The organism is Pseudonocardia sp. ICBG601 (genome assembly GCF_020496245.1).
In genome coordinates, this window is sequence record NZ_JAHLJA010000166.1 from 1 (window position 1) to 21,484 (window position 21,484).

The following is a 21,484-nucleotide window of genomic DNA, read 5'->3' on the forward strand; positions in this document are numbered from 1 at the left end:
GAGGCTTATTCAGGCTCCGTCAGGTAAGTGCGTAGAAGATGAGTCCGATGACTGCCGAGATCGTCGTTTTAAATGTGGCGTAGGGTCGGCGGTAGTCTGTGTGGAGAACTTTCCACGACTTGATATGGGCGATGACTCGCTCGATGGTGGCGCGTGTGCGGTTGAGGCTCTTGTTGAATGTTTTCTGCCAGTCGAGAAGTTCCCGGCCGGGTTGTTTTTTGAACGGGGTGAGCATGCCGCGCCCGATGTAGCCTTTATCGCCGATCGGTGGGTATGTGGCGAGGTGGTCGAGGGCGCCGGATTGGTCGAGGCAATGTAGGTCGTGTCGGGAGCCTGGGGTCGGGTCGGAGATCCACGACAGCTGCCCTTCCAGGGTGGCTGCGACCTGGACGACGACGCCGGTGGTGCGATGCTTGCCCGACCACAGACCTGGTACGGCGGTCCATGACCAGCAGGGCAGCAGGGTTCCGTCGATGATGTACTGCCGATCGGCACGAAGCTCCTCCGCAGTCGGAACTACACTCCGCAGCGCCTGCGCCAGCAACGGTGTCACCCCCGCGATCGCTCGACTGACCGTCGACTGCGACACCCCGTAGGTTTCCGCCAACTCCCACTGCACACGATTCCCGCGCAGATACGCCAACGTGATCACCACCGACCAGAACAATCCCAGAATCGGCGGCCAAGGCCGTCGCAGGCCAGTCGCGTTCCGCTGATCCTGCTCATGCACCAGAGCGGCAAGATCCTGAATCTCATCACGCCGAAAGCCAGTGGTATAGTACATACTGCGACAGCCCATTCATCTCGGATTGATTCGACAAACCAATCTTCGCGATGGACGGGCTGTCGCCCAACCCGACACGCCGGGCTAGATCGTTATTTCACGGGCCCTGAATAAGCCTCGCGGTGATCGGTCGGCAGAACGTGCTTGCTCTGCCGAGGTTGGTGCACGCGATCCTCGCTGCCCGCGCTCGGATCGCCGCGGAGCTACGCGCTGACCTGATCCTGCCCAGCCAGCAGGGGCCTGGGTGGATGTTCTTGCACGATGAGTACAGCTTCGTCGCCCACGATGTGAAGGTCGCTAAGACCTGGACCGAGACGGTCAACACCGTGCGGGCCCTGGGGATTTGGCTGGTTGGGCTCAACCAGTCCCAGGGCATGTCCGAGTGGGGATCGGATCACGCGAGGTCGGCGTTCGCTTCGCAGGTGATCGCGTTCCGTACGAACTCGAAGTCGTCCTCGGACCTGGTGCCGGGCTTGTTGTTCGATCCGAACGAGCTGCCTCTTGCTGCGGACGTCGACGGGGAGATCACCGACCGCCCCGAGCCGGGGATGGCGGTGCATGCGCATCGGGCGGCGCCGGTGCGGTGGGATTGGCTGCCTTCGGATGCTGATGCCGCCGAGTTGGCCCGTACTGGGCAGGCGGCGCCGCCGGAGACGACTTCGACGGCGTTCGACCGGTTCTTCGCCCAGCCGGCGTTGCATCCGCTCGACGAGGCTGCGGTCACCGCGGTGCTCGGGCCGCCCGTGGGCGGGCGGTGGCAGGTCGGTGGCCTGGGCGGCACCCACACTCTCGGCGACGACGACAGTGTCGCTGGTGGAGCCGCCGGTGGGGCCGCCGTCGTCGTCGCGGCCGGTCGGGGGGCCCGGCGAGCACCTTGGGGCAGCCGCGCTAGCGCCGACGGGGAGTCTGCCGCCGCGGTGGAACCGGCGGCGTCGGCGGTGGTGTTGTCCCCGGTGCAGGCTGAGGTCCTGGCCTTGGTCGCGGGCGGGACGGCGACGACCGGGGCGCTGGTCGATGCTGTGACCGCGTCGAAAGCTGCGGTGCATGACGCGCTGGATGCGCTGATCGGCTATGGCCGGATTATTCGTGTGGTGCGGGGTCGTTACCAGGTTGTCGACCATTCTCGGCGCGAGGAGAACCCGGCGTCGGGGGACTGCCGTTTGAACGATGGGGATGTTGACCTGGAGGGCAGTGTCGATGACGCTCGTCGAGTGTGAGGTGTGCGGTGACGACATTTGTCCTGGGCGGGTCTGCCCGCGTTGTGTCCGGGAGGTCGGGTGAGTCCCGAGAATGGCGTTAGTCGCGGCGTAAAGGTGGTTATCGGTACCGCGTTGTCGCGGGGCCGGGATTTGCGGTATGTCGTTGTCGATGTGAGGGCGGGGGAGATTGTCGATGACGCGCAGGGTTACGGCTATAGGTCGGTACAGAACGCGTATCGCGCGCATGGCTACACGTCGGCACCACCGAAGAAGAAGCAGCGGGCCGCCGCGCAGCGGAAAGTCAAGGACTGGTGTGTCGCGCATCCGGCGTTCATGGCCGATGTCGAGAAGATGGCGTTGTGCGCGTTGAAGGACGGTGAGTCGCTTGCACGGGCTGATGTGGAGCGGTTACTGGCGGATCATGGTGTGGAGTTGCCGTTCAGTGTCGGGGTTTTAATGCGGTATTGGTGACGCGCTGAGCGAGTGCTTTTACCGTGTGTTGTGGGTGGCGTGTCTTGGGCTGCGCTGGGTTCACAAAGGTGTCTCCTTTGTGAACTCGGCGCAGCTCGTTTGTTCTGGCGTCTTGTGTCGTCGGTGTTTCGAGGTGCGTGTTCTGGACCTGTGTCGGGGCTGCTGTCTCGACTGTAATTAGTGGAAGCTGTTTGCGTTGCTGAATGCGGCGTCTTCTCGTCGCTCTTGCCGTGCCGGGCTTTCTGGTCGGGTCGCTGGGTGTGCCTCGTCCTGGCTCCGCGCGGTGGTCCGCGGCCGGCGCCCCCCTGTCGGGGTGCCCTCGGATTGGCTTATTATTGGCTCGGATTCCCTCGGATTGGCGTAGATCATCTCCGAGGGTGGTGGAGGCCGGTTTGTGCGGTGTGACCTGCGGTTTTGTGGGCTGAGTACGAAGTTCAATGCCTTTAAAAAAGCAAGGTCAAGGTCAACAGACTGTGGGTTGGGTGGGTGGTCGGGCTGGTGTGGGTGTATCTGCGGTGTAGGTGGGTTGTTCGCCTCGCTGCGCATCGGCGTCGAGTGGGGTGTTGTGAAAAGAATGTGGTGGATGAACGGCTGAGGAGGGTGGTTGTGGTGTTGGAGGAAGTGGTGCGGGTGCGTGCGAAGCGTGTGGATGTTGGTGGTGTTCGGCAGACTGAGCGGGATGCGGTGTTGATGGAGGTGATGGCGCATCAGTATGGGTTGCCGGAGGATTTGTTGGGGAGTGTGTTGGGGGTGTCGGCGCAGTCGGTGCAGTCGGTGATGTTGCGGTGGAAGCGGGCGGGGTGGGTGCGTTCGGGAAGGTGGATGCGGGGGCGACGTGGTTTTGGTTGGGGCAGGGTCAGGCGCGGGAGTGTTTGGGGTGGGATACGCCGGGGTGGCGGCCGACTCCGCCGGTGACAGGTCATGTGCGGGCGGTGGCGGCGGTGCGTTTTCATCGGGTGGGTTTGGATGTGGGGCGGTGGGTGTCGGAGCGGACGTTGCAGCATCAGGTGGGTTGGCGTCGGAGGGGTGAGCGTGTTCCGCATGTTCCGGATGGGATTGAGATTCGTCCGGATGGGCGGCGGATTTTGACGGAGGTCGAGTTGACCGCGAAAACCCGGTCGCGTTATCTGGAGCCCCGTCCGCAGGACGGGAGCGGGGATATGGTGGCTGGGTTGTTGTCGGATGTGGAGGCTCGGGCTCGGGAGTTGGGTTGTATGGGTGTGGTGTATTGGTGCGCGCCCCGGATTGTGGAGCGGGTCCGCGACGTCATCGAGGAGTACGTGTCCCGGACGCGGGAACGCCGCGGGCGGGCCCGGGACCCGCAGGCGTTGGGCCCGGAGTTGCGGTGGGCGGTGCGCAGCCTGGAGGAGGTGCCGTGCTGGGAGCCGCGGCGGTCGTCGCGGTGAGGCCGGTGAAGCCGGTGGGTGTGGGCGTGAACGCGGTGTTGGTCATCTGCCGTCAGGATTTCGATCTGCCGGGGAAGGACCTGCCCGGGGCGGCGCAGGTCCTCACGGAGCACTTCACGGGGCTGCTGTGGCGCGGTGTGTTGTCCCGCGCGGTCGCCGCGGTCATCGCGAATCCGGCTCGTCACGGCCGTGATCGTGACCTGCTCAGCGTGGAGATCGATGTCGTTGCCCGTAACCACGTCGCGGGGCTCGCGACCGCGCTCAATGCCATCCGTGATGGTTTCCGGTTGCTCCCGGTCGCGTTGCCCGACCGGTTCAGCACCGCCGAGATCGAGCACCTCGCGGGCAGGGTTCGTGTTCGCGGTCACCGCGCACGACCAGCACGACGTCCTGGTCGCCGACGGACGAGTCACCGCCCAGTTGGTCGACACCACCACGTTCCGGGCTCGGCTCCGCCACCGCGCCACCGGGCGGGCGGCATGAGCCCGTTGACCAGCAGATCCACCAATCCCGAAGGAGGACCAGCAGTGATGAGACGACGACACGACCACCGCAGCGGCACCTGGCGCTGGCAGCAACGACAGCGACCTGCCGCCACAGCCACCGAGGACACCGAAGCAACCAGCGCCGCCGAGCCCCGGGGCGAGTACACGACCGGACAGCTGACCTGGCGCCTGGGCGAACTCGGCTTCACCCCGCCCCGCCGGGCGCACACCGACAACGACATCATCCAGGATGGAGACCACGCAGCATGATCAACTATCTGACCTTCCCGGACGATCCCGCAACGATCGGTGTGAGTGGTCTGCGGTGGGACGACGCCGATGGTGGCTACCGGTGCCCGACCTGCGCGCGGACGCCCCGAGCACTGGTGCTCGGCTCGGTCGAGGCGTTCGTCTGTAGCGACTGCGCGGCCTACTGGCTCGCCCCGACCGTCGCCGGGCGGCGGGACTTCGATGCCGCCGAGGACGTGTATCGGGAGGCGGGATGTCTGGACAGTTCGACCGGCGCGGGCAACGAGGCCGCTGACGCGGGAAGCGCGGTCTCGGCTGTGGCGCGGGCGGCGTAGGCCCGGTGGACCAGCGTGATCCTGGGGCAGGCGGTAGCGGGCGATCCCGTCGGGACTCGACCCGCTACCGTCTGCATCCAAGTAATGACTGCGACACCTCGAACTTTTGGCAAAGAGAAAAGGCGCCGCAGCCACCGCACGAGCAGCCGCCTCGGTTGCTCCGTCACGAAGCGACCGCGCAGGCGGGAACTTCGCTAGGAGGCAGCGTACTCATGGCCCGCCGACCGGTCGACCTCGACCTCGACCTCGACCAGCTGTACTCGCTGCCGGTGGTGGTCGCTCCGTTTGTGTCGGCTGGCCTGGCCGTCTTCGTTCTGGTCGGGGGTGCGCGGTGAGCGCGGCGACGATGATCCGCCCGACGGGCGGCGGGTATGAGACCGCTGAGACTGCGCTGCCCGGTGGGGCGGGTGCGGATGGGTTGCGGGAGGGGCGTGGGTTCCCGTTCTCGATGGTCGGGGACTTCGTCGTGCTGGCGGGGGTGTCGCCGCGGGCGTGCCAGCTGTACTGGCTGCTGCGCGGGCATGTGAACACCGCCCGTGGTGATGACCGGGCCTGGCCGGGGATGCGGGGCCTGGCCGACACGATGGGCCTGAGCAAGATCGACAGCGTGATCGCGGCGGTGCGGGAGCTGGAGGCGATCGGCGCGGTCGATGTCGAGACCGTCCCGACCCGCACCGGGCGGCGCAACGTCTACACCGTCCACCTGGCCCCGCCCCCGGGCTATACCGGCCTGACCAGTTTCCAGGAGCTCTACGAGCAGCGCGCCCGAGACGCCGCCCGGACCGCGGCGAAGGCTGCCGCGAACGCCCCGGCCGGGCCACCGCCGCCCGTCTCCAGGTCGTCGCGGGCGTGCCCGGCGACCCGCCGCACTCCTCGACATGACCCTCGACATGACCCTCAATATGGCCCTGTTTCCGCAGGTCATGGGGGGTCATCCGAAAAATCGGATCAGAACCAGACGAAGGTGAACGAGACGAACTGGGGGGGCGCGTGCGCGCGAGCCGCCCGGCCCCCGAGCGGCCTGGCCCCGCCGACGCCCCCCGCCCCGAGAGCCCTCGACCCGAGCCACGACACGGACACGGACACGGACATGAGGCGGTGCGTGCCGACGCGCCCGGTGCGCGCGGCGAGCTGGAGGCGGTGACCGCGCAGCTGGCCGAGCTCACCACCGCGCTCACCGGCGCCCTGACCGCCCTCGCCACGGCCGGACACAGCACGACACCGACACCCACCCCGGCCACGGGAGCTGCCCCGGCCCCGGCCCCGGCCGCGCCGTCAGAGCCGCCGTCGAGTGCCGTGGTGCCGGCCCCGGCCCGACGCGACACCTGGCGCTGCGCCCGACACCTCGCCGCACCCGACCCGCTGGATCGGCCCTGTGGCGGCTGTGGAGCGGTCCGTAAGCGGATGCAGGCCCACGAGGCCCAGCAGGCCACCGAAGCCGCTCAGAGCGTGTTTGGAAATTCTAGTGGGTTGAGGGTGTCGTGTGTTTCTGCTGGCGGGTGGCGGGGTATCCACGGGCGATGCGGCGGGTGATGGTGTTGATCGCGGCCCAGCGGATCATGGCTTCGGATGTGGTGGGGTGGCGTTCGTAGTCTCGGGCCAGGCGTCGGTGTGCGGTGAGCCAGGCCAGGGTCCGTTCGACCACCCACCTTCGTGGGAGGACGGTGAATCCGCGCTGCTCGGGTGGCTTGCGGATGATCTCGATCGTTGTCTGCAGGATCGTGGCGGCCCAGTCGAGCAGTCGCCCGGCGAAGCCGGCGTCGGCGTAGACGAACCGCACCCTGGTGCGCAGGTAGAGGTTGAGCAGGATCGGCTTGGCGCCGTCGCGGTCCTGTACCGAGGCCGAGCACACCATCGTGGTCAGCAGCAGACCGAGGGTGTCGGTCACGATGAACCGTTTCCGTCCGCCTGTCTTCTTCCCGGCGTCGTAGCCGCGGGAGTCCTGGCCGACGGTGTCGGCGCCCTTGACCGACTGGGAATCGATGATCCCCGCACTCGGCTCCGGATCACGGCCCTCGGCGATACGTAACTGCCCCCGCACGACCGGGAGGATCTTCTCGGTGACCTTCTGCTGTTCCCACTGGTTGAAGTACCAGTAGACGGTCTGCCAGGGCGGGAAGTCCACCGGCAACGCCCGCCAGGCACACCCGGTCCGCACGACATACAAGATCGCGTCCAGCACGTCCCGACGAGCATGAGCAACAGGCCGCCCCCGCCGCGCGAGCGGCGGTAACAACGGCTCGATCACCACCCACTGGGCATCACTGGTGTCCGAGGGGTACCGGCGCGGTCGTTCCTGCATGCCGACCACGATGGAGCACCCCAGCCGTGTCGACCATCCCGACACACCCACCATTTCCAAACACGCTCTAAGCCAGGCGCGGCAGACACACCGGCAAGAACGCGTTGCCGACCCCGGCACCAGCGGCACGCCCCTCGAGAATCGGACCGAGGTCGATTCAGAGGAGCCGTTCAGCTGTCGGTGGTGGCCGGCCGGGACCGGGGTGGCTGACGGAGGGGGCCTGATGAGGTGGGCGAGCATGGTGTGTAGGGCGGAGCTGTCACCGGCCAGCGAGAGCGCGGAGGCTCGGTTGTTCTCGGCCGGGTCCATCGCGGTCCAGCGCAGTTCGTAGCCCGCGTCGTGGGCGAGCTGGGTCAGGAACGCGCGCTGGGTGCGCCCGTTGCCCTCCCGGAACGGGTGCAGGGCGTTGATGTCGCCCAGCAGCTCGGCCATGCCGGTGACGAAGCCGTCGAGGTCACACCCGCGCAGCACCTGCTGGGTGTGCAGGCGGGAGAAGATGTCGTCGGCCAAGGTCTCGAGGTGCTGGGGCAGGCAGAACAGCTGTCCCTTGCCGATGGACACGGTGCGCAGCTGCCCGGCCCAGTCGTAGAGGTCGCTGAAGACGTGGTGGTGGAAGTCCTGCAGGTGGTCCAGGTCGTAGCGCCCGGGCAGCGGCGCCTGGCGCAGCTCGATCAGGCGCAGGGCGGTGAGCTCGGCCTCGGCCTGGGCGAGCTCGGCCGGGTCGGTGATCCCCAGCCGGTTCCGCAGGACGCCGGTGTCGAGGTCGAGGTAGGGGTCCGGGCCGGTCAACGGTGGTAACGGGCCAGGACACGCTCACGAGCGTCGTCGGTGCTCAGCGAACCCGCAGCGACACCGTCGAGCAACGCCAGGCCCTGCGCGCTGGGCTCGAGACCCTCCGCACGCACCGATGCCAGCGCCTCCTCGACATCCGCGCGTCGCTGCGCCGCTCTGATGAGCTGCTCGTAGCGGGCCACTGACATCACCACCGCCTCGGGCTTGCGATGAGCACCGACGAAGACGGGCTCTGCATCCGGGTCCTGCACCCGCTTCAGCGTCGCCGCCAGCGCCGTACGAAACTCGCGGAACGACAACACCTCAGGCACCCACACACCTCAAAGGGTACCCGAACGCGTACACATTCGAGTACGCCACGGCTCACCCGTTGAGCGCGACTCCGAAAGCGGGCAAGGTCCCCGGCACCAATCTGGACCTGCCACCCGAGCACAGAACGCCGGGGAGGGGACACATGTCGGATACTGGATCCTGGATCCCCGAGGACAGCATGAGCTCTGGAGACCGGTTCGACAGCGCACTCCGTCAGCTGCATTCCCTACGGTGCGCACCAACGCCCACCCCTGACCGACCGGGCGGACCCGACGGGCCGGCCACCGGAGGGCCACTCTCCGAGGCCTCCGCCGGGTTGTTCACGCTGCTCACGCAACTCGCTGCGATCACCGCTGAACTCGGAAACAGCGACGAAGCCGCTGCCGACCCGACCGCACGGCGGCTGCCGGCGGACATCAGCGATGGTCTCGACCACGCCCAGCACGCTGCGATGGCCCTCCTCGTCTCGTACCGCACCGAGGACGGCACCGCATGGACAGACCCCGGCCGAACAGACGCTGTCGCCAGTGCGGACCACAGTCTCTGGTGGTGGGAATGTGGAAGAACAGTACCGATCCCCGCGGGTTGCCCTGGTCGCGTTCCCGTCCCGGCGGCCTGTGGTTGTTTCTGCTGTTCAGGGCGGTGAGGCGGCATGAACGCGCTGCTTCGTCATGTCGTGGCGGCGGTCCGGGATCGTGCCGTCGAGATCGCCGTCGTCACCGCTCTGGGACCCGCGGCGGTGTGGCTGACCTGGTGGTTCACCGCGCCGCTCGGCTTCGCCGTCGGCTGGTGGGCAGCCGCTGAGCTGCGCCTCCGGCGCTCTCGCCGGACCGCCCCGGCCTCGACCCTGGCCGAGCTGCCTGCCGCAGGTACCTGCTCAGAGGCCACTGAGTCGCCTTCTGAGCCGGTTTCGGCTGGTCAGCAGGTCGAGGGGAGGGCGCGGGCATGACCACCACGTCTTCTTCCTCGACCTCGTGGACCGCGAACCGGGCAGCAGAGCGCCGGGAGACCCGTGCGCTGGAAGCACGTCTGGCTCGCGAGGCCGCCGACGCTGCTGCGCAGCGGCGGATCGCCGAACAGAACGCCCGCCAAGACCGCGCCCGCACCGACCACGACGCCGCTGAGCAGCGACGAGCCGAGCGGGCAGCCGCACGCGCCGCAGCCCGCACCCGCCGAACACGATCACCCGGCCGAACCGGCAGCTGTCCCCGAAACGGGCGACGATGACGACTCTGCCTGGACCGCCACCGGGGCGGACCGGGGTCAAGGCCCCTGCGGCCGTGAGCTGCGGTCGACCATCCCGGCCGGCCCCTCGGCCCGGTAGCGGTCGGACCATTTCGACGCTGTCCGTGGCGAGACCATGAACATCTTCGCCGCGGCGGTGTGGGTCCAGCCGTGATCGACGACGAGTTGAGCGAGCCGCAGCCGGGCGCGCGGGGTCAGGGCGGCGTTAGCGTGGGACACGGAGGCCTCCGGTGGGTGAAGCGGTTCCTCGACAGCTCCACTTCACAACCGGAGGCCTTCGTCTGTCAGACAGACTCACCGATCCCGGGCGGTACAACCTCCCTGGACATCACAACTAGATGGTGAGCATGCGTGCAAGCACGCGGCGTACCTCCGCCAACTCATCTTCGGCCGGGGCGAGTTCAGGCGCGGGGCGGCGAAACCGCTGGGCAGCTACGGTACGGACTTGCTCGGTGATAGCCCAGCCATCACCGAGCCGCACGCGATGCAGCCACCCAGGCCGGGCGACGCTGGTCAACGGCAGCACGCTCACGAGCTGCCCGGCGGTCAACTCCAAGTGGAACGACGAGGACACCACGAGCGCGGGCCGATCCTTGCCCTGTTCGCGCCCCCGCACCGGGTCGAAGTCGACGAACCACACTGCGCCGGGCTGAATCGAGTCACGGCTCACCGCTGCGGCTGCCAACCGTCAATAACCGCCGCGTCGGCGGCGGCAAGCTCATCAGCCTCGGCCAAATAGTCGAGCCACTCCTGAGGGGCTCGCTCCCGGTCCCGTCGCACTGCTGCGACCACCGCGCGCTCCCAGTGTTCATCCAGCAACCGACGGATCACCTCATCGGCGCTGGCCCCGCCGAATTCGTCTCGCGCCACGCGCCGTACCCGTTCACGAGTCTCCTCACTTACTCGCAGCATGTCACCCAGTCTACCAGAACGTAAATAAGCACGTAAACGCGTTCGATTACCCTGAGTCCACGCCTGGGTCTACTTCGGCCCAAGCCTCAGCAGCGGAACATCCTCGACCTGACCACTCACCGGCGCCTCCTCGACCGACCTGTACCTGCCGCAGGTTCCGGACCCGACCCCTGCGCCGTTCTCCTTGCGCCGGCACTCCCGACTGGGCAACCTCAGGCCCGCCGCCTACGACCACGAGACGGTTGAAATCCCATGAGCCGGGCCTCCACCAGACCCAGGGCGAGTCAGGTGGGATCCAGGGCCCCGGCAAAGTCGCGATAGGCGGCGGTAGTCGCCCCACGCGGCCTTCTGATTGCCGCGCTGCACCTGCCCGGGACCAGCTATAGCGCCGAGCGGCGGCGCAGCTGCGCCGCTTGTCACGGCTCGCCACAAGATCATCTAACGACTTTGCCGGGGCCCTGGGGGATCAGGCCGAGTTCGCCGTGTAGTCGGCGGTGGTTGTACCAGTCGATGTATTCCGCGACGGCCAGTTCCAGATCGTTGATCCCTTGCCAGGCCCGAGTTGCACAGGTTTAGTACCCCGGGGCGTTGATGGCGGGTAGCCGGTCAGGGCCCCGGCAAAGTCGTGATGGGTGGGTCCTGAGCTGCGGTGATGTGGGGGGTGGGGCAGGGCCCCGGCAAAGTCGTTAGATGATCTTGTGGCGAGCCGTGACAAGCGGCGCAGCTGCGCCGCCGCTCGGCGCTATAGCTGGTCCCGGGCAGGTGCAGCGCGGCAATCAGAAGGCCGCGTGGGGCGACTACCGCCGCCTATCGCGACTTTGCCGGGGCCCTGGGTAGCCGGTTGAGGATGGCGCGGGCCTGGTCGGTGATCTGCGGCGCTGCAGTGATCGGGTGACCGCCGACGTCGACGCGGGGTCGCCGTAGTATCCGGGAAATTTCGGGCGGATATGGCTGGGTAGGCTTCTGACCAGGGGATCTTTGGGGTTCTGGTGGGAGGTTGCCGGTGGTCGCTCCGGTGTTCACGGACGAGGAGCTGGAGGGGCTGCGGCGGTTCCCGGAGATCGGCCGTGAGGACTTGTTCCGGTTCTTCACCTTGGCCCCGGCGGACGTCGCGTTCGTCGGCCCCGGCCGGGGCCGGGGGTCGGCGGACCGGCTCGGCCTGGCGGTCGCCGCCTGACCGCCCAGGCGTTGACGCGCCGCGAGCCGGAACGCCGGTACCCGATCTTGCTGACGCTGCTGGCCCAGTCGGCGACCGAGGTGCTCGACGAGGTCGTGGCGCTGTTCGACCAGGCGATCTCGGCTCGGGAGAGCAAGGCCGTGCACAAGATGCGGGACTACCTGGCCGAACGCGCCAAGTCCGGGGAGAACCGCCAGGAGCTGCTGGACGCGATCCTGGCCATCGTCGCCGACCCCGCCGTGCCGGACGAAGACGTCGGCGGCCTGATCCGCGGCGAGCGGATCGGCTGGGACCGGCTCCGATCCGCGCAGTCGACTGCGTTGCCGCCGCTGCCGCGCGATCACGGGCACCTGGCCGCCTTGGACGGCTCGTACGGGTACCTGCGGCAGTTCACCCCGCAGGTGCTCGACGCCGTGCGGTTCGCCGGCGGCACCGCCGCGGCCGAGCTGCTGGAAGCGGTGGCGATCCTGCGGGAGCTGAACGCCACCGGCGCCCGCAAGGTCCCCGACGACGCGCCGACCGGGTTCGTCCCGGCCCGCTGGCACGGCTACCTGGACACCGCCGCGGCGAACGGCAGCGCGACGGCGTATCGGCACTACTGGGAGCTGTGCGTGCTGCTGGCGCTGCGGGATGGGTTGCGCACCGGGGACGTGTTCGTGCCGGGCAGCCGCCGCTACTCCGACCCGGCCGCCTACCTGCTCACCGAGGCCAAGTGGGCGGATCAGCGGGCGGAGTTCTGCCGTCTGGTCGGTAAACCTGCCGACGCTGCCCAGGAATTGGCCGATGCCGAGGGCGAGTTGCACGCCGCGCTAGGCGAGCTGGAAACGACGCTCGGACAGGGCGACGGCCCGGTCCGCCTGGACGTCGACGGCGATTTGGTGATCTCCCCGCTGACCGCGGAAGACGTGCCGAGCGAGGCGATGGCGTTGAAGGCGGAGCTGACCGAGATGCTGCCGTTCGCGCCGATCGTGTCGCTGCTGATCGAGATGGACAAGCGCACCGGGTTCCTGGGCTGCTTCACCCACGCCGGCGGCAAGCAGGCCCGAACCCCGGAGCTGAAGCGGAACTTGATCGCGGTGCTGCTCGCGCAGTCGACGAACCTCGGGCTGACGCGGATGGCGGACGCGTGCGGGATCTCCTACGACATCCTGGCCTGGACCGCCGAGTGGTACGTGCGGGAGGAGACGCTGCGGGCGGCGAACCTGGCGCTGATCGGCTACTACCAGCGGCTGCCGCTGACCCCGGTCTTCGGTACCGGCACTCTGTCCTCTTCGGATGACCAGCGGTTCCCGACACGTGGAAAGTCCGTGACGGCAAGGGCAGTGAGCCGCTACTTCGCGCATGAGGGGCTCTCGACGTACACACACGTGACCGACCAGCACACCACCTACGGCACGAAAATCATCGTCGCGACGAAACGTGAGGCCCACTGAGCCTTTCCCAACCTGTTTGTGCTGGTCAGGGGTGTGAGGTGCGTGGCTTGTCGTGAGATGGGTGGGGCTCCTGGTAGACGGATAGCTGTCGCGCCACCGCCTACCGAGGAGCCCCGCGTGTTGTCCTACCCATCCGGGATGTCGATGTCCACTCGCACGGTTCGTGTCCTGGCCGGGCTGCTGCGCGGACATCGTCGCCGGATCGGGACCCGGTGGCGGCTCCTGACCCCGGCCCGCCAGGCCCTGCTCGTGCTCGCGCACCTACGTAAGGGCGAGACCTACACCGACCTGGCCAGCGGATTCAGAGTCGGGAAGTCCACGGTGTCCCGGTATGTCGCCGAGGCGATCGGGCTGCTCGCTGCGCTCGCGCCGACCCTGGAGCAGGCCATCACGGTCGCGGCCGGGAAGGCGTTCGTGATCCTGGACGGGACGCTGCTGCGTATCGACCGGGTCGGCATGGGCTCGGGCTATGACCGGGCGTTCTATAGCGGGAAGCACAAGTGTCACGGGCTGAATGTGCAGGTCATCGCCGACCCCGCGGGTCGGCTGGTGTGGATCTCCCCGCCGCTACCGGGGGCACGGCACGACATGGGCGCTGCCCGGATCCACGGGATCATCGACGCGGTCAACACCACCGGGGTGCGGGCGGTCGCTGACACCGCCTACCAGGGCGGCGGTCCCGCGATCACCGTCCCGCACCGACGCCGACGCCGCGATCTCGACACCGGCCGGTACCGGCCCCTGTCAGCGAATCAGAAGGCCGTCAACGCCGCTCACGCCCGACGGCGGGCACCGGGTGAGCGGGTCAACGCCGAGCTGAAGAACTGGAAGATCCTCCGCAAGATCCGCTCCAGCCCCTCCCAGGCTGCTCAGCTCGTCGCAGCGATCCAGACCCTCATGATCACCACCGCCTGACCAGCACAAACAGGTTGGGAAAGGCTCACTACCTGATGACGATCAAGGCGAACCAGCCCACGCTGCTCGCGCGGGTGCGCGCGCTGCCCTGGACCCAGATCGAGGCGCTGATCGTCAACGCGGACGCGGACACGGCCGCGTCGAGACCCGCACGATCAGCATGGTCAGCCTGCACCCCTGCCCCGACCTGGGCGCAGAGTTCTTCCCGCACGCATCCCAGGCGATCAAGCTGGTCCGTCGCCGCCGTCCCCTACGTCCCGGCGGGAGGTGGAAGACCGAGACCGTCTACGCGATCACCAGTCTGACCGGCACCGATGCCGACCCTGGGTCTGCTCGCGCGGTGGATCCGTGGGCACTGGTCGATCGAGAATCGCCTGCACTGGGTCCGTGATGCTGCTTCGACGAAGACCGCGCCACCGCCCGCACCGGTCACGCCCCGCAGGTCATGTCGGCGTCGCGGAACCTCGCGATCACCGCGCTACGCCTGGCCGGCGTCACCAACATCGCCGCAGCGCTACGCCACCACGCCCGCGACCCTCACCGCCCGCTGATCACCTACAAGATCACGTGACGACTTTGCCGGGGCCCTGCGTCGCGGACGGCGTGAGGATTGTCGCGCTGGTCAGAGGGTAGGGAGGCCAGGGCGTGTTCCAGTTCGGTTGCGATCCGTTCCAGGGCGCGGGCGATCTCTTCGTCGCTGTGGTTAGAGGGGAGCGCAGTGGAAAGAGGTGTCGCCGGCGTGGTGATGGAAGTGGGCGACGACGTGTGCTGTACGGGTGCGGCGGCGAATCCGGTGGTCATGCTCATCGGGATCGCCGCGTCGAGGATGACGGTGATGGTGCGTTGTGCGTACGTCGTCGTGCTCACGCTCCGCAGTACAGCACGACACGAAACGTCCGATCAAGATCAGATGCGTATCGCACATGCACGCTCACGAAGCGTGCGCCAGGATCACCTCGCGGGGGTTAGGGAAGCCGAGAGCCCTGTACCCCGGCGCCCGTTTGGCCAACGACGAGGCGAGCACGGCGGTCTGCTCGTCGTGGTAGTCGTGCACCTCGGCCGTCGTCTTGCCGGGGTGCGGCCTGAGCACACGGCCTACGAACTGCACGAGGCGGCCCTTGAAGGCGATCGGCGCCGCGAGAAAGAGGGCGTCAAGGGCGGGGCAGTCGAAGCCCTCCCCCACGTAGGGCCCGGTCGCCACGACGAGCAGCGGCGCCGGCCCCGGTTCAAGACGGGCCAGAGCAGCCTTGCGTTCCCGGGCGCCCATTCCGCCACGCAGGACCACCGGATCTTGGCCCTCCTCTCGCAGGCGCGCCGCCAGGGTCTCGACGTGGCTCTTCCACTGCGTCAGGACGAGGCAGTTCCTCCCGCGGCCCAACGCCTCGAGAACGTCACCGACGACCTGAACCGTGCGTGTCTCGTTGGCGGCGAGGTCTCGGTAGATCGCCGCCATCCCGCCCGGCTTCGACGGATCTGCGTCACCGAGGTACTCGTAGGAAGTCGGATGCACAGCCAGCTGACGCTCAGGGGCTTCGGCGGCCCCCAGCGTGCCCGCCGGCGGAGGTGTCACCGTGTGCCGGATCGGGCCGAGCTGGTGGTGGATGAGCTCATCGAGGCCGTCACGCCGGTACGGGGTCGCGGTCAAGCCGACCCATCGCTTCACCCGGATCTGCCGGACTGCATTCTCGAATGCGGCAGCGGGTAGGTGATGACACTCGTCCACGAGGACGAGCCCATATCCCGAGGTCAGCTCCGCGACGTCCTGACGGCGGGCCAGCGTCTGCAGAGTGACGACATCGACGACGCCCCGCAGCGAGGACCGTCCGGCGCCCAGCTGGCCCGCCCGAACACCCAAGAGTTCCCTGATGCGGCTCCGCCACTGATCCGCCAACGCCTTGCGATCCACCAGGATCAGCGTGGCTACACCGTGCTCCGCGATCAGCGCGCATCCCATGACGGTCTTCCCCGCACCCGGCTCTGCGACGAGCACACCGAGGTCGTGAGCAGCGAGGTCGGAGACGGCGGCAGCCTGGTCCTCGCGTAGCGTCGCCGCGAGCTCGAAACCATGGCTGTCGCCGTCAGAGCGCTCGTCGGCGATCTCGACGCGGCTCCCAGCCTCCTCCAGCACCGAGATGACCCGCTCACCGAGACCGCGGGGCAGGACGAGCCGGCCGTCCATGGTCTCGTCGTAGCTCAACAGGAACCGGGGCACGTTCCACGTCGACAGCCGTCGCCGCTGCCGCTCACCGAACAACGGGTTGTTCATCGACGCCGCGTGTTTGAGCGTCCCCAGTGCTGCCGGAGTCAGCTCCGACACGGCTACCTCGCAACCGGCCCGCAGTCGTAGCCCGACTACAGCCGCTGATCTCGGTCTTGTCCGCGTCGACATGGCGGGGGCCAAGCTCTCGACTGCTCCACCGACCTTCACCGCCCCGACCCGCCCGGCGAGGCGGGTGACCTCAGCGGAGGACAGTCGATGCATTCCGGACAGGTACGCCCACTGATCCTCGTGCGGTTCGAGAGTGCCCAGGTCGAGAAACACCGTCGCGCCATCCTTGCGAGCCTGGCCGTGAAGCGGAGCGGCGATCAGGTTCCCGATGCCACCAGAGGACGGCAGGACGTCCTGGGAGGGAAACAGACGGTCGTAGCTGCGCAGATCGATCCGTCCACGGACAGCGATCGCCTCCCGGAGCAGCCCCATGCCCAGAGCTCGGGCCGACGCGGCAGGAACCGTGCCGGAGAAGAAGATCCACACATGCGCACCGATCCCGGACCGGGACACCTCCAGAGCCGCAGGCACACCGGCCGCCCTGGCTGCCTTGAGATACGCCAACGCGTCGAGCATCGCCGCGGGACCGTCGAAGTCCGCCGCAAGCCATCGACAGGTGTCTCCCGGCATCAACGGGTACAGCCCGATGTGGTCGCGACCCGACAGGTGTGCTGCGACCACGTCGTCGCCAAGACGCAGGCGCGGACGGTTCGCGCCTTTTCGCCACCCGCCAGCGACCGCCGGAACCCAGCCCGACTTCCCTGACCTCGCGTTCTCCCAGCGAATCGCATAGACGTCGTCGCGTGCCGCGAACATCGCCCTGAAGAAAGCCACCTTCTGTTGCGGTGTCGACGCCGCCGTCACCATGCCGGGGTGCTCCAGGAACAACCCCGCCTGGGACGGAACCGGGGGGCGGGCCTGCTCTGCCGTCAGTCCCAGCAGCCGCAGCAGTCGACCGTTCTCCGCCTGCAGCCGAGCGAGCTCACGCTCGAGATCCCCGGTCGCCACGGACCTCACGATGCCACAGCTGCACGGAAACCGGCGGTCAGCGGGAACGGGCCACGAGCCCTGCTCGGTCGATCCGCTCGACGAAACGCGACTTGCGCTGATGGCGAGCACGCAGCTCAGCGAGCCGTTCATCGAACCCGCTCGCCTGGTCGGCCCGGTCGGCGACGACCCACAGGTCTTCGAGTAGCGCGACAGCGGCGGCGTACTCGGCCGGCTTCCCGGTAGTGACCATTGCCTCGACCCGGTCCCAGCCACCCTGCACGTCCGCGGACAGCGCCGTGAGGCGTCGTTCCCGCGCCGCCGCGTGCTCGCGTTCCCGCGCCGCTTCTGCCTCCGCGCGCACGATCTCGGCATGCCGATGCTTCTTCTGTCGGACCAGGTGAGCGGCATCCAGTAGCTCGGCTACCGTCCGAGGTAGGCCCTCTTCGCCGACCGCTGGATCCGAGACATTCACCTGCCGACGAAGCTCCGCCTGGGCGACGAGGCTCTCGCCACGCGCGACCAAGACGAGCAAACGGTCCTTCTCGTTGTCCAGAAGCCGCGCCACCCGGGAAGCCAGCTGCTTCGTCGTCAGTCGCGCACCCGCCAACGGCGGGCTCACCTGTGCCGCGACCGTGAGCAGGTCCGGGTCCAGACGCAGGAAGTCAGCGAGCACTCGCTGCGAGGCCGTCAACTCCGACAAGCCCGGAGGCACCACCGGCTCTTGGGTCTCCTCATTGTCCGACTCGAACGCGCATTCGTCGCGGTCCCAGCTTCCCTGCGCCGCCAGCCAGCCCAGATACAGCGGACGCAGGTCTCCGGCCGCCAGCTCGGCTCGCAGTCCGACGAGTCCTGCCAACGTGTACAGATCGTCCGGGCCGAAGAACTCGGCGTTCTCGTCGTCACTGTGTAAGCTCAGGATCAGATGCTCGGCGGTTTCCCAGACGGACACCAGCGAATCGACCAGATGCGACTGGACCACCTCGATGTCGAGCACCCCGAGGGGCAGGCGCAGCATCAGCGTCCGGCTGCCCCAGTTGGCGAAGTACAGATGGGCGTCGTAGTAGCGCTCCATCAACCGAAGCGGATCACCGCGGAAGTCACCCCAATGATACTCGTTAGTGAAACTCGTCGCGCTGATCTGCGCCCGCGACGACATCGCACGCACAGATGCCTGCGCCCGATCGTCGAGCGGCCGGTCCACCGCGAGAAACTCGTAATACTGGTACTCGCTCACACCAGGCCACCGGCCGCCCACTGCCGATAGACGTGGATCCAGTCCCCGCCCACCGGTGGCGACGGCAAGGGCAGCTCACGAAAGTCGATGGACTGCGGCTCCCCGCCCCGTCGAGGGACCGCCACCAGTCCGCCATTCGAGGGTAGGGCGGCCTCGACCACAGTCACATCGACGCCCAATACCATCGTCGAGAACGGGAGGTCGACGTGCTCCTCCAGGGCGTGAAACCCACTAAGCGGCTCCTCGACATCTCTGTAGCCCACTCAGCCGAGCCTACGCTTTCGTGCAACCTGCGGACACCTCCAGCACCCGCCGCCCACGACGGGCCCGTTCACCAGTAAGGAGACGAGCTAGGAAGCCCACGGTCGAGGCCGCGCCGTGCGGCATGTGATCAGCGAGGGCCCACCCGGCGAGTTTGCGGGAGCAGCAGTCGATCACCGTGGCCAGATACAGGTTCGTCCCGCCTGCGAGGGGCAGGTAGGTGATGTCACCGACGTAGACCTGGTTCGGTGCTGGGGCGGTGAAATCCCGCCTGAGCAGGTCGGGCACCGTCTGCCGGGGCTGCTCGACGATCGTGGTGTGCACCCGGCGTCGGCGGCGGTAGCCGGCGACCCCGGCCGCACGCATCACCCAGGGCCCCGGCAAAGTCGTGATAGACGGTGGGAACCGTCCCCCGCGGCCTTCTGATTGCCGCACTGCACCTGTCTGTGACCAGCTATAGCGCCGCGCGGCGCCGCAACGGTGCCGCGTGTCACGGCCCACCACAAGATCATCTAGCGACTTTGCCGGGGCCCTGCACCACCAGCCCTGGTGGGGCTGCCGAGTCGTTCCCAGACGCCCCGGCTCCGGCCCCGGACTTGGCTGCGTCGGCGCCGGTGTCGGTGGTGGCGTTGCCGGCGGGGGGGGCGGGTGTCGCCGTGCCGGCGGCGTTGACCGCCGCCGACGTCGTGTCCCGACCGGCCTCGGTCGAGGGGCCCGATGCCGCGGCCGGGGCCGAGTGCAGCGCTGAGCCTGGCGCTGTGAGTGGGTTGTCGCCTGCGCAGCGGGAGGTCTACGCCGCCCTGGCCGCCGGGCACACCCGGACCGGGGACATCGCCGCAGCGACTGGCCGGAAGGCCCCGGCGGTGTCGAAAGCACTGACCGCGCTGGCCGGGGCCGGGCTTGCGGTCAAGACCGGGCGCTGCTGGAGCGTCTCGACCGCGTCGGGTGGCACGGCGCGGGTGGGGGCCTGAGCGCGTTCGGTGTCCGGGTGAGGCAGACCAGCGGGACCCCGGAATTTTCGTCACGCATCGTGGTCTTTAGTTTCTTTATGGTCAAATCTTGTGGACACTGGCCGGTGGCTGGTTACTGTCCGCAAGTCGGCCGATGGGGCGTGGCCCCGGCAATGATGCGAGGACCTGCATGCTTATCGCTCTGGGGTCCGCGATGATCGCGGTCTTCATGTACTTGATCTTGTCGAAGCGGCTCGCTCCGACGTTGGCGCTGGTGTTGGTGCCGTTGACCTTCGCTCTGGTCGCGGTTGGTACGGGGGTCGCGGAGTCGGGTGAGGACGGGGTCGTCAAGTCGATCACGTCGGCGATGAAGGATTTCGCTCCGACTGCGGTGTTGTTGTTCTTCGCGATCATCTTCTTCGGGACGATGATCGATGTCGGGTTGTTCGATCCGTTGATCCGGTTCGTGCTGCGCGCGGTGAACAACGACCCGGTCCGTCTGGTGGTGCTGACTGCGGTCCTGGCGGGGGCGGTGTCGCTGGATGGGGATGGGTCGACCACGTTCATCATCACGGTCTCGGCGTTGCTGCCGATCTATCTGCGCCTCGGGCTGAGTCCGGTGGTGTTGACTGTGGTGGCGAATCTGGCCAACGGGGTGCTCAACATCCTGCCGTGGGGTGGACCGACCGCGCGGGCGGCGACGGCGCTGAAGGTGTCTCCCTCGGAGCTGTTCAACCCGATGATCCCGAGCATGGTGCTGGGGATGGCCACGGTGCTGATCCTGGCCTGGTTCCTCGGCCGTTCGGAACGTCGTCGGCTTGCCAGGGCCGGGCGGCCGTTGCCGATCGTCGCCGATGAACTCGAGGGTGTCCTCGAGCCCGTCGGTGCCGCGCCTGACCCGGGCGGTGCTGGTGCTGACGGTGCTGGTCCTGCGGGACAGTCCGCGCCTGCCGCGGCTGTCACAGCTGGTGCTGGCGGGGATGCGGCAGGTCCGGGGGACGGGTTCATCGACGCAGGTGGGGTGCTGGATCCGAACAGGCCGACGCTGCGCCCGAAGTTGATCTGGTTCAACCTGGTGTTGACCGCGGCGCTGTTGGTGGTGTTGGGGCTGGATGTGTTGCCGTTGTCGCTGGTGTTCGTCGCCGCGTCAGCGATCGCGTTGGTCGTGAACTTCCCTCGCCCGGCCGATCAGGTCACCGCCGTGACCGCGCATGCCAGCTCGATCGTGGCGGTGGTCGCGATGGTGTTCGCCGCGTCGGTGTTGGTCGGGGTGCTGTCGGGTACCGGGATGGTCGCGGCGATGGCGAACGGGATCGTCACGGCGGTCCCGGCGGAGGTGGGCAGCTGGTTCGCGGTGATTGTCAGTGTGCTGAGTATGCCGTTGACGTTCTTCCTCACCAACGACGCGTTCTACTTCGGGATCCTGCCGATCTTGTCCGAGGCGGCCGGGCATTACGGCATCTCGCCGGTGGAGATGGCACGCGCCTCGATCATCGGGCAGCCGGTGCACATGACCAGCCCCCTGGTCCCGGCGATGCTGCTGCTGGTGTCGCTGGCCAAGGTCGACCTCGCTGATCATCACAAGAAGGTCATCTGGCGGGCCGCCGTGTGCTCGCTGGTGATGATGGCAACGGCGATCGCGCTGGGAGTCATCCCCCTCGGCTGACCAGCGCGACTGAATGGCGCCGCTGAACGGCGCTGTTGTTGCCACCCCCGGTGGGGCGGCCCCGACTCCCCGGGGGCCGCCCCACCGGCGTGCGTGG

Annotated in this window: 24 protein-coding genes and 4 pseudogenes; 16 read left to right on the plus strand and 12 right to left on the minus strand. The window is 68.0% G+C overall.

Annotated features, from left to right (window positions below):
* Positions 1-19 precede the first annotated feature (19 nt).
* On the minus strand, positions 20-784 hold the full coding sequence (locus KPL57_RS55705; RefSeq protein ID WP_226350834.1) for a transposase family protein: 765 nt from the start codon (positions 782-784) through the stop codon (positions 20-22).
* A gap of 122 nt (positions 785-906) precedes the next feature.
* On the opposite strand from KPL57_RS55705, the gene KPL57_RS55710 reads away from it, so the two are divergent.
* The 8 genes from KPL57_RS55710 (at position 907) to KPL57_RS55740 (ending at position 6,073) form a co-directional block, all read left to right on the plus strand.
* A complete protein-coding gene (locus KPL57_RS55710) occupies positions 907-2,001 on the plus strand; it encodes a hypothetical protein (protein WP_226358303.1) in 1,095 nt (364 codons plus the stop codon).
* The gene (locus KPL57_RS73180) at positions 1,982-2,065 is read left to right on the plus strand and encodes a hypothetical protein (RefSeq protein WP_374203938.1); all 84 of its coding nucleotides are present in this window, start codon (positions 1,982-1,984) and stop codon (positions 2,063-2,065) included. The genes KPL57_RS55710 and KPL57_RS73180 overlap by 20 nt, the downstream gene beginning before the upstream one ends.
* Positions 2,062-2,454, plus strand: coding sequence for a hypothetical protein (locus tag KPL57_RS55720; protein WP_226358305.1), 393 nt, complete (start codon positions 2,062-2,064; stop codon positions 2,452-2,454). Before KPL57_RS73180 ends, KPL57_RS55720 begins: the two co-directional genes overlap by 4 nt.
* 1,214 nt (positions 2,455-3,668) lie before the next feature.
* Complete coding sequence (locus KPL57_RS55725) at positions 3,669-3,860, plus strand: hypothetical protein (RefSeq protein ID WP_226358306.1); 192 nt, start codon at positions 3,669-3,671, stop codon at positions 3,858-3,860.
* Positions 3,830-4,615, plus strand: coding sequence for a hypothetical protein (locus KPL57_RS55730; RefSeq protein ID WP_226358307.1), 786 nt, complete (start codon positions 3,830-3,832; stop codon positions 4,613-4,615). Before KPL57_RS55725 ends, KPL57_RS55730 begins: the two co-directional genes overlap by 31 nt.
* On the plus strand, positions 4,612-4,929 hold the full coding sequence (locus KPL57_RS55735) for a hypothetical protein (protein ID WP_226358308.1): 318 nt from the start codon (positions 4,612-4,614) through the stop codon (positions 4,927-4,929). Before KPL57_RS55730 ends, KPL57_RS55735 begins: the two co-directional genes overlap by 4 nt.
* A 212-nt stretch (positions 4,930-5,141) precedes the next feature.
* Positions 5,142-5,264, plus strand: coding sequence for a hypothetical protein (locus KPL57_RS68315; RefSeq protein WP_264199819.1), 123 nt, complete (start codon positions 5,142-5,144; stop codon positions 5,262-5,264).
* Entirely contained in the window at positions 5,261-6,073 is an 813-nt protein-coding gene (locus tag KPL57_RS55740; RefSeq protein WP_226358309.1) for a helix-turn-helix domain-containing protein, read from the plus strand. Before KPL57_RS68315 ends, KPL57_RS55740 begins: the two co-directional genes overlap by 4 nt.
* Before the next feature lie 302 nt (positions 6,074-6,375).
* Here KPL57_RS55740 and KPL57_RS73185 read toward each other — a convergent pair.
* The 3 genes and pseudogenes from KPL57_RS73185 to KPL57_RS55750 all read right to left on the minus strand — a co-directional run.
* Positions 6,376-7,285: pseudogene (locus KPL57_RS73185) on the minus strand (IS5 family transposase); the annotation flags it as partial.
* A 303-nt stretch (positions 7,286-7,588) separates the two neighbouring features.
* Positions 7,589-8,020 (minus strand): annotated as a pseudogene (locus tag KPL57_RS73190) (Fic/DOC family protein); the annotation flags it as partial.
* The gene (locus tag KPL57_RS55750) at positions 8,017-8,334 is read right to left on the minus strand and encodes a type II toxin-antitoxin system Phd/YefM family antitoxin (RefSeq protein WP_226358311.1); all 318 of its coding nucleotides are present in this window, start codon (positions 8,332-8,334) and stop codon (positions 8,017-8,019) included. The pseudogene KPL57_RS73190 and the gene KPL57_RS55750, both read right to left, overlap by 4 nt.
* 653 nt (positions 8,335-8,987) lie before the next feature.
* Between KPL57_RS55750 and KPL57_RS55755 the strand changes: the two genes are divergently transcribed.
* Positions 8,988-9,284, plus strand: coding sequence for a hypothetical protein (locus KPL57_RS55755; RefSeq protein ID WP_226358312.1), 297 nt, complete (start codon positions 8,988-8,990; stop codon positions 9,282-9,284).
* 326 nt (positions 9,285-9,610) lie between these two features.
* Here the strand turns inward: KPL57_RS55755 and KPL57_RS55760 are convergent.
* From KPL57_RS55760 to KPL57_RS73195, 4 genes and pseudogenes are all read right to left on the minus strand, one after another.
* Positions 9,611-9,799, minus strand: a pseudogene (locus tag KPL57_RS55760) (helix-turn-helix domain-containing protein); the annotation flags it as partial.
* Positions 9,800-9,914: 115 nt separating this feature from the next.
* Positions 9,915-10,250 (minus strand): type II toxin-antitoxin system PemK/MazF family toxin, encoded by a 336-nt coding sequence (locus KPL57_RS55765; protein ID WP_226358313.1) that lies wholly within the window; start codon positions 10,248-10,250, stop codon positions 9,915-9,917.
* Positions 10,247-10,492 carry a hypothetical protein gene (locus tag KPL57_RS55770; RefSeq protein WP_226358314.1) on the minus strand — a complete coding sequence of 82 codons (246 nt, stop codon included), beginning with the start codon at positions 10,490-10,492 and terminating at the stop codon, positions 10,247-10,249. Before KPL57_RS55770 ends, KPL57_RS55765 begins: the two co-directional genes overlap by 4 nt.
* 434 nt (positions 10,493-10,926) lie before the next feature.
* Positions 10,927-11,037 (minus strand): IS3 family transposase, encoded by a 111-nt coding sequence (locus KPL57_RS73195; protein ID WP_226358321.1) that lies wholly within the window; start codon positions 11,035-11,037, stop codon positions 10,927-10,929.
* Between the two features lie 470 nt (positions 11,038-11,507).
* Here KPL57_RS73195 and KPL57_RS71055 point away from each other — a divergent pair, with 470 nt between their 5' ends.
* From KPL57_RS71055 to KPL57_RS68325, 5 genes are all read left to right on the plus strand, one after another.
* Positions 11,508-11,669, plus strand: coding sequence for a DUF4158 domain-containing protein (locus tag KPL57_RS71055; RefSeq protein WP_226358315.1), 162 nt, complete (start codon positions 11,508-11,510; stop codon positions 11,667-11,669).
* A 95-nt stretch (positions 11,670-11,764) separates the two neighbouring features.
* Positions 11,765-13,102 (plus strand): Tn3 family transposase, encoded by a 1,338-nt coding sequence (locus tag KPL57_RS55785; protein ID WP_226358316.1) that lies wholly within the window; start codon positions 11,765-11,767, stop codon positions 13,100-13,102.
* Between the two features lie 117 nt (positions 13,103-13,219).
* A complete protein-coding gene (locus KPL57_RS55790; protein ID WP_226351139.1) occupies positions 13,220-14,017 on the plus strand; it encodes a transposase family protein in 798 nt (265 codons plus the stop codon).
* A 160-nt stretch (positions 14,018-14,177) separates the two neighbouring features.
* Positions 14,178-14,408 carry a hypothetical protein gene (locus KPL57_RS55795; RefSeq protein WP_226358317.1) on the plus strand — a complete coding sequence of 77 codons (231 nt, stop codon included), beginning with the start codon at positions 14,178-14,180 and terminating at the stop codon, positions 14,406-14,408.
* A gap of 54 nt (positions 14,409-14,462) precedes the next feature.
* Positions 14,463-14,588, plus strand: a complete 126-nt coding sequence (locus tag KPL57_RS68325) for a hypothetical protein (RefSeq protein ID WP_264199820.1) — start codon at positions 14,463-14,465, stop codon at positions 14,586-14,588.
* On the opposite strand, the gene KPL57_RS55800 is transcribed toward KPL57_RS68325, so the two are convergent.
* The 4 genes and pseudogenes from KPL57_RS55800 to KPL57_RS55815 form a co-directional block, all read right to left on the minus strand.
* Positions 14,573-14,884: a hypothetical protein gene (locus tag KPL57_RS55800; RefSeq protein ID WP_226358318.1), complete on the minus strand. Its 312-nt coding sequence runs from the start codon at positions 14,882-14,884 to the stop codon at positions 14,573-14,575. The two genes, KPL57_RS68325 and KPL57_RS55800, sit on opposite strands and share 16 nt — an antisense overlap.
* Positions 14,885-14,948: 64 nt before the next feature.
* A complete protein-coding gene (locus KPL57_RS71060) occupies positions 14,949-17,294 on the minus strand; it encodes a DEAD/DEAH box helicase (protein ID WP_226358319.1) in 2,346 nt (781 codons plus the stop codon).
* A 37-nt stretch (positions 17,295-17,331) separates the two neighbouring features.
* The gene (locus KPL57_RS55810) at positions 17,332-18,510 is read right to left on the minus strand and encodes a hypothetical protein (RefSeq protein WP_226358320.1); all 1,179 of its coding nucleotides are present in this window, start codon (positions 18,508-18,510) and stop codon (positions 17,332-17,334) included.
* Positions 18,511-18,894: 384 nt separating this feature from the next.
* Positions 18,895-19,140: pseudogene (locus KPL57_RS55815) on the minus strand (DDE-type integrase/transposase/recombinase); the annotation flags it as partial.
* Between the two features lie 389 nt (positions 19,141-19,529).
* Between KPL57_RS55815 and KPL57_RS55820 the strand changes: the two are divergent.
* Together KPL57_RS55820 and KPL57_RS55825 are read left to right on the plus strand one after the other, a co-directional pair.
* Complete coding sequence (locus KPL57_RS55820; RefSeq protein ID WP_226358226.1) at positions 19,530-19,742, plus strand: MarR family transcriptional regulator; 213 nt, start codon at positions 19,530-19,532, stop codon at positions 19,740-19,742.
* Between the two features lie 169 nt (positions 19,743-19,911).
* A complete protein-coding gene (locus KPL57_RS55825) occupies positions 19,912-21,387 on the plus strand; it encodes a CitMHS family transporter (protein WP_226358225.1) in 1,476 nt (491 codons plus the stop codon).
* Positions 21,388-21,484: the final 97 nt, after the last annotated feature.

Coding starts and splice junctions, on each gene's coding strand:
- KPL57_RS68315 (WP_264199819.1), top strand. CDS start 5,142: ATGGCCCGCCGACCGGTCGACCTCGACCTCGACCTCGACCAGCTGTAC.
- KPL57_RS55755 (WP_226358312.1), top strand. CDS start 8,988: ATGAACGCGCTGCTTCGTCATGTCGTGGCGGCGGTCCGGGATCGTGCC.
- KPL57_RS55725 (WP_226358306.1), top strand. CDS start 3,669: ATGGGTGTGGTGTATTGGTGCGCGCCCCGGATTGTGGAGCGGGTCCGC.
- KPL57_RS55705 (WP_226350834.1), bottom strand. CDS start 784: ATGTACTATACCACTGGCTTTCGGCGTGATGAGATTCAGGATCTTGCC.
- KPL57_RS55825 (WP_226358225.1), top strand. CDS start 19,912: ATGCTTATCGCTCTGGGGTCCGCGATGATCGCGGTCTTCATGTACTTG.
- KPL57_RS68325 (WP_264199820.1), top strand. CDS start 14,463: ATGTCGGCGTCGCGGAACCTCGCGATCACCGCGCTACGCCTGGCCGGC.
- KPL57_RS55735 (WP_226358308.1), top strand. CDS start 4,612: ATGATCAACTATCTGACCTTCCCGGACGATCCCGCAACGATCGGTGTG.
- KPL57_RS55795 (WP_226358317.1), top strand. CDS start 14,178: ATGGTCAGCCTGCACCCCTGCCCCGACCTGGGCGCAGAGTTCTTCCCG.
- KPL57_RS73180 (WP_374203938.1), top strand. CDS start 1,982: ATGACGCTCGTCGAGTGTGAGGTGTGCGGTGACGACATTTGTCCTGGG.
- KPL57_RS55770 (WP_226358314.1), bottom strand. CDS start 10,492: ATGCTGCGAGTAAGTGAGGAGACTCGTGAACGGGTACGGCGCGTGGCG.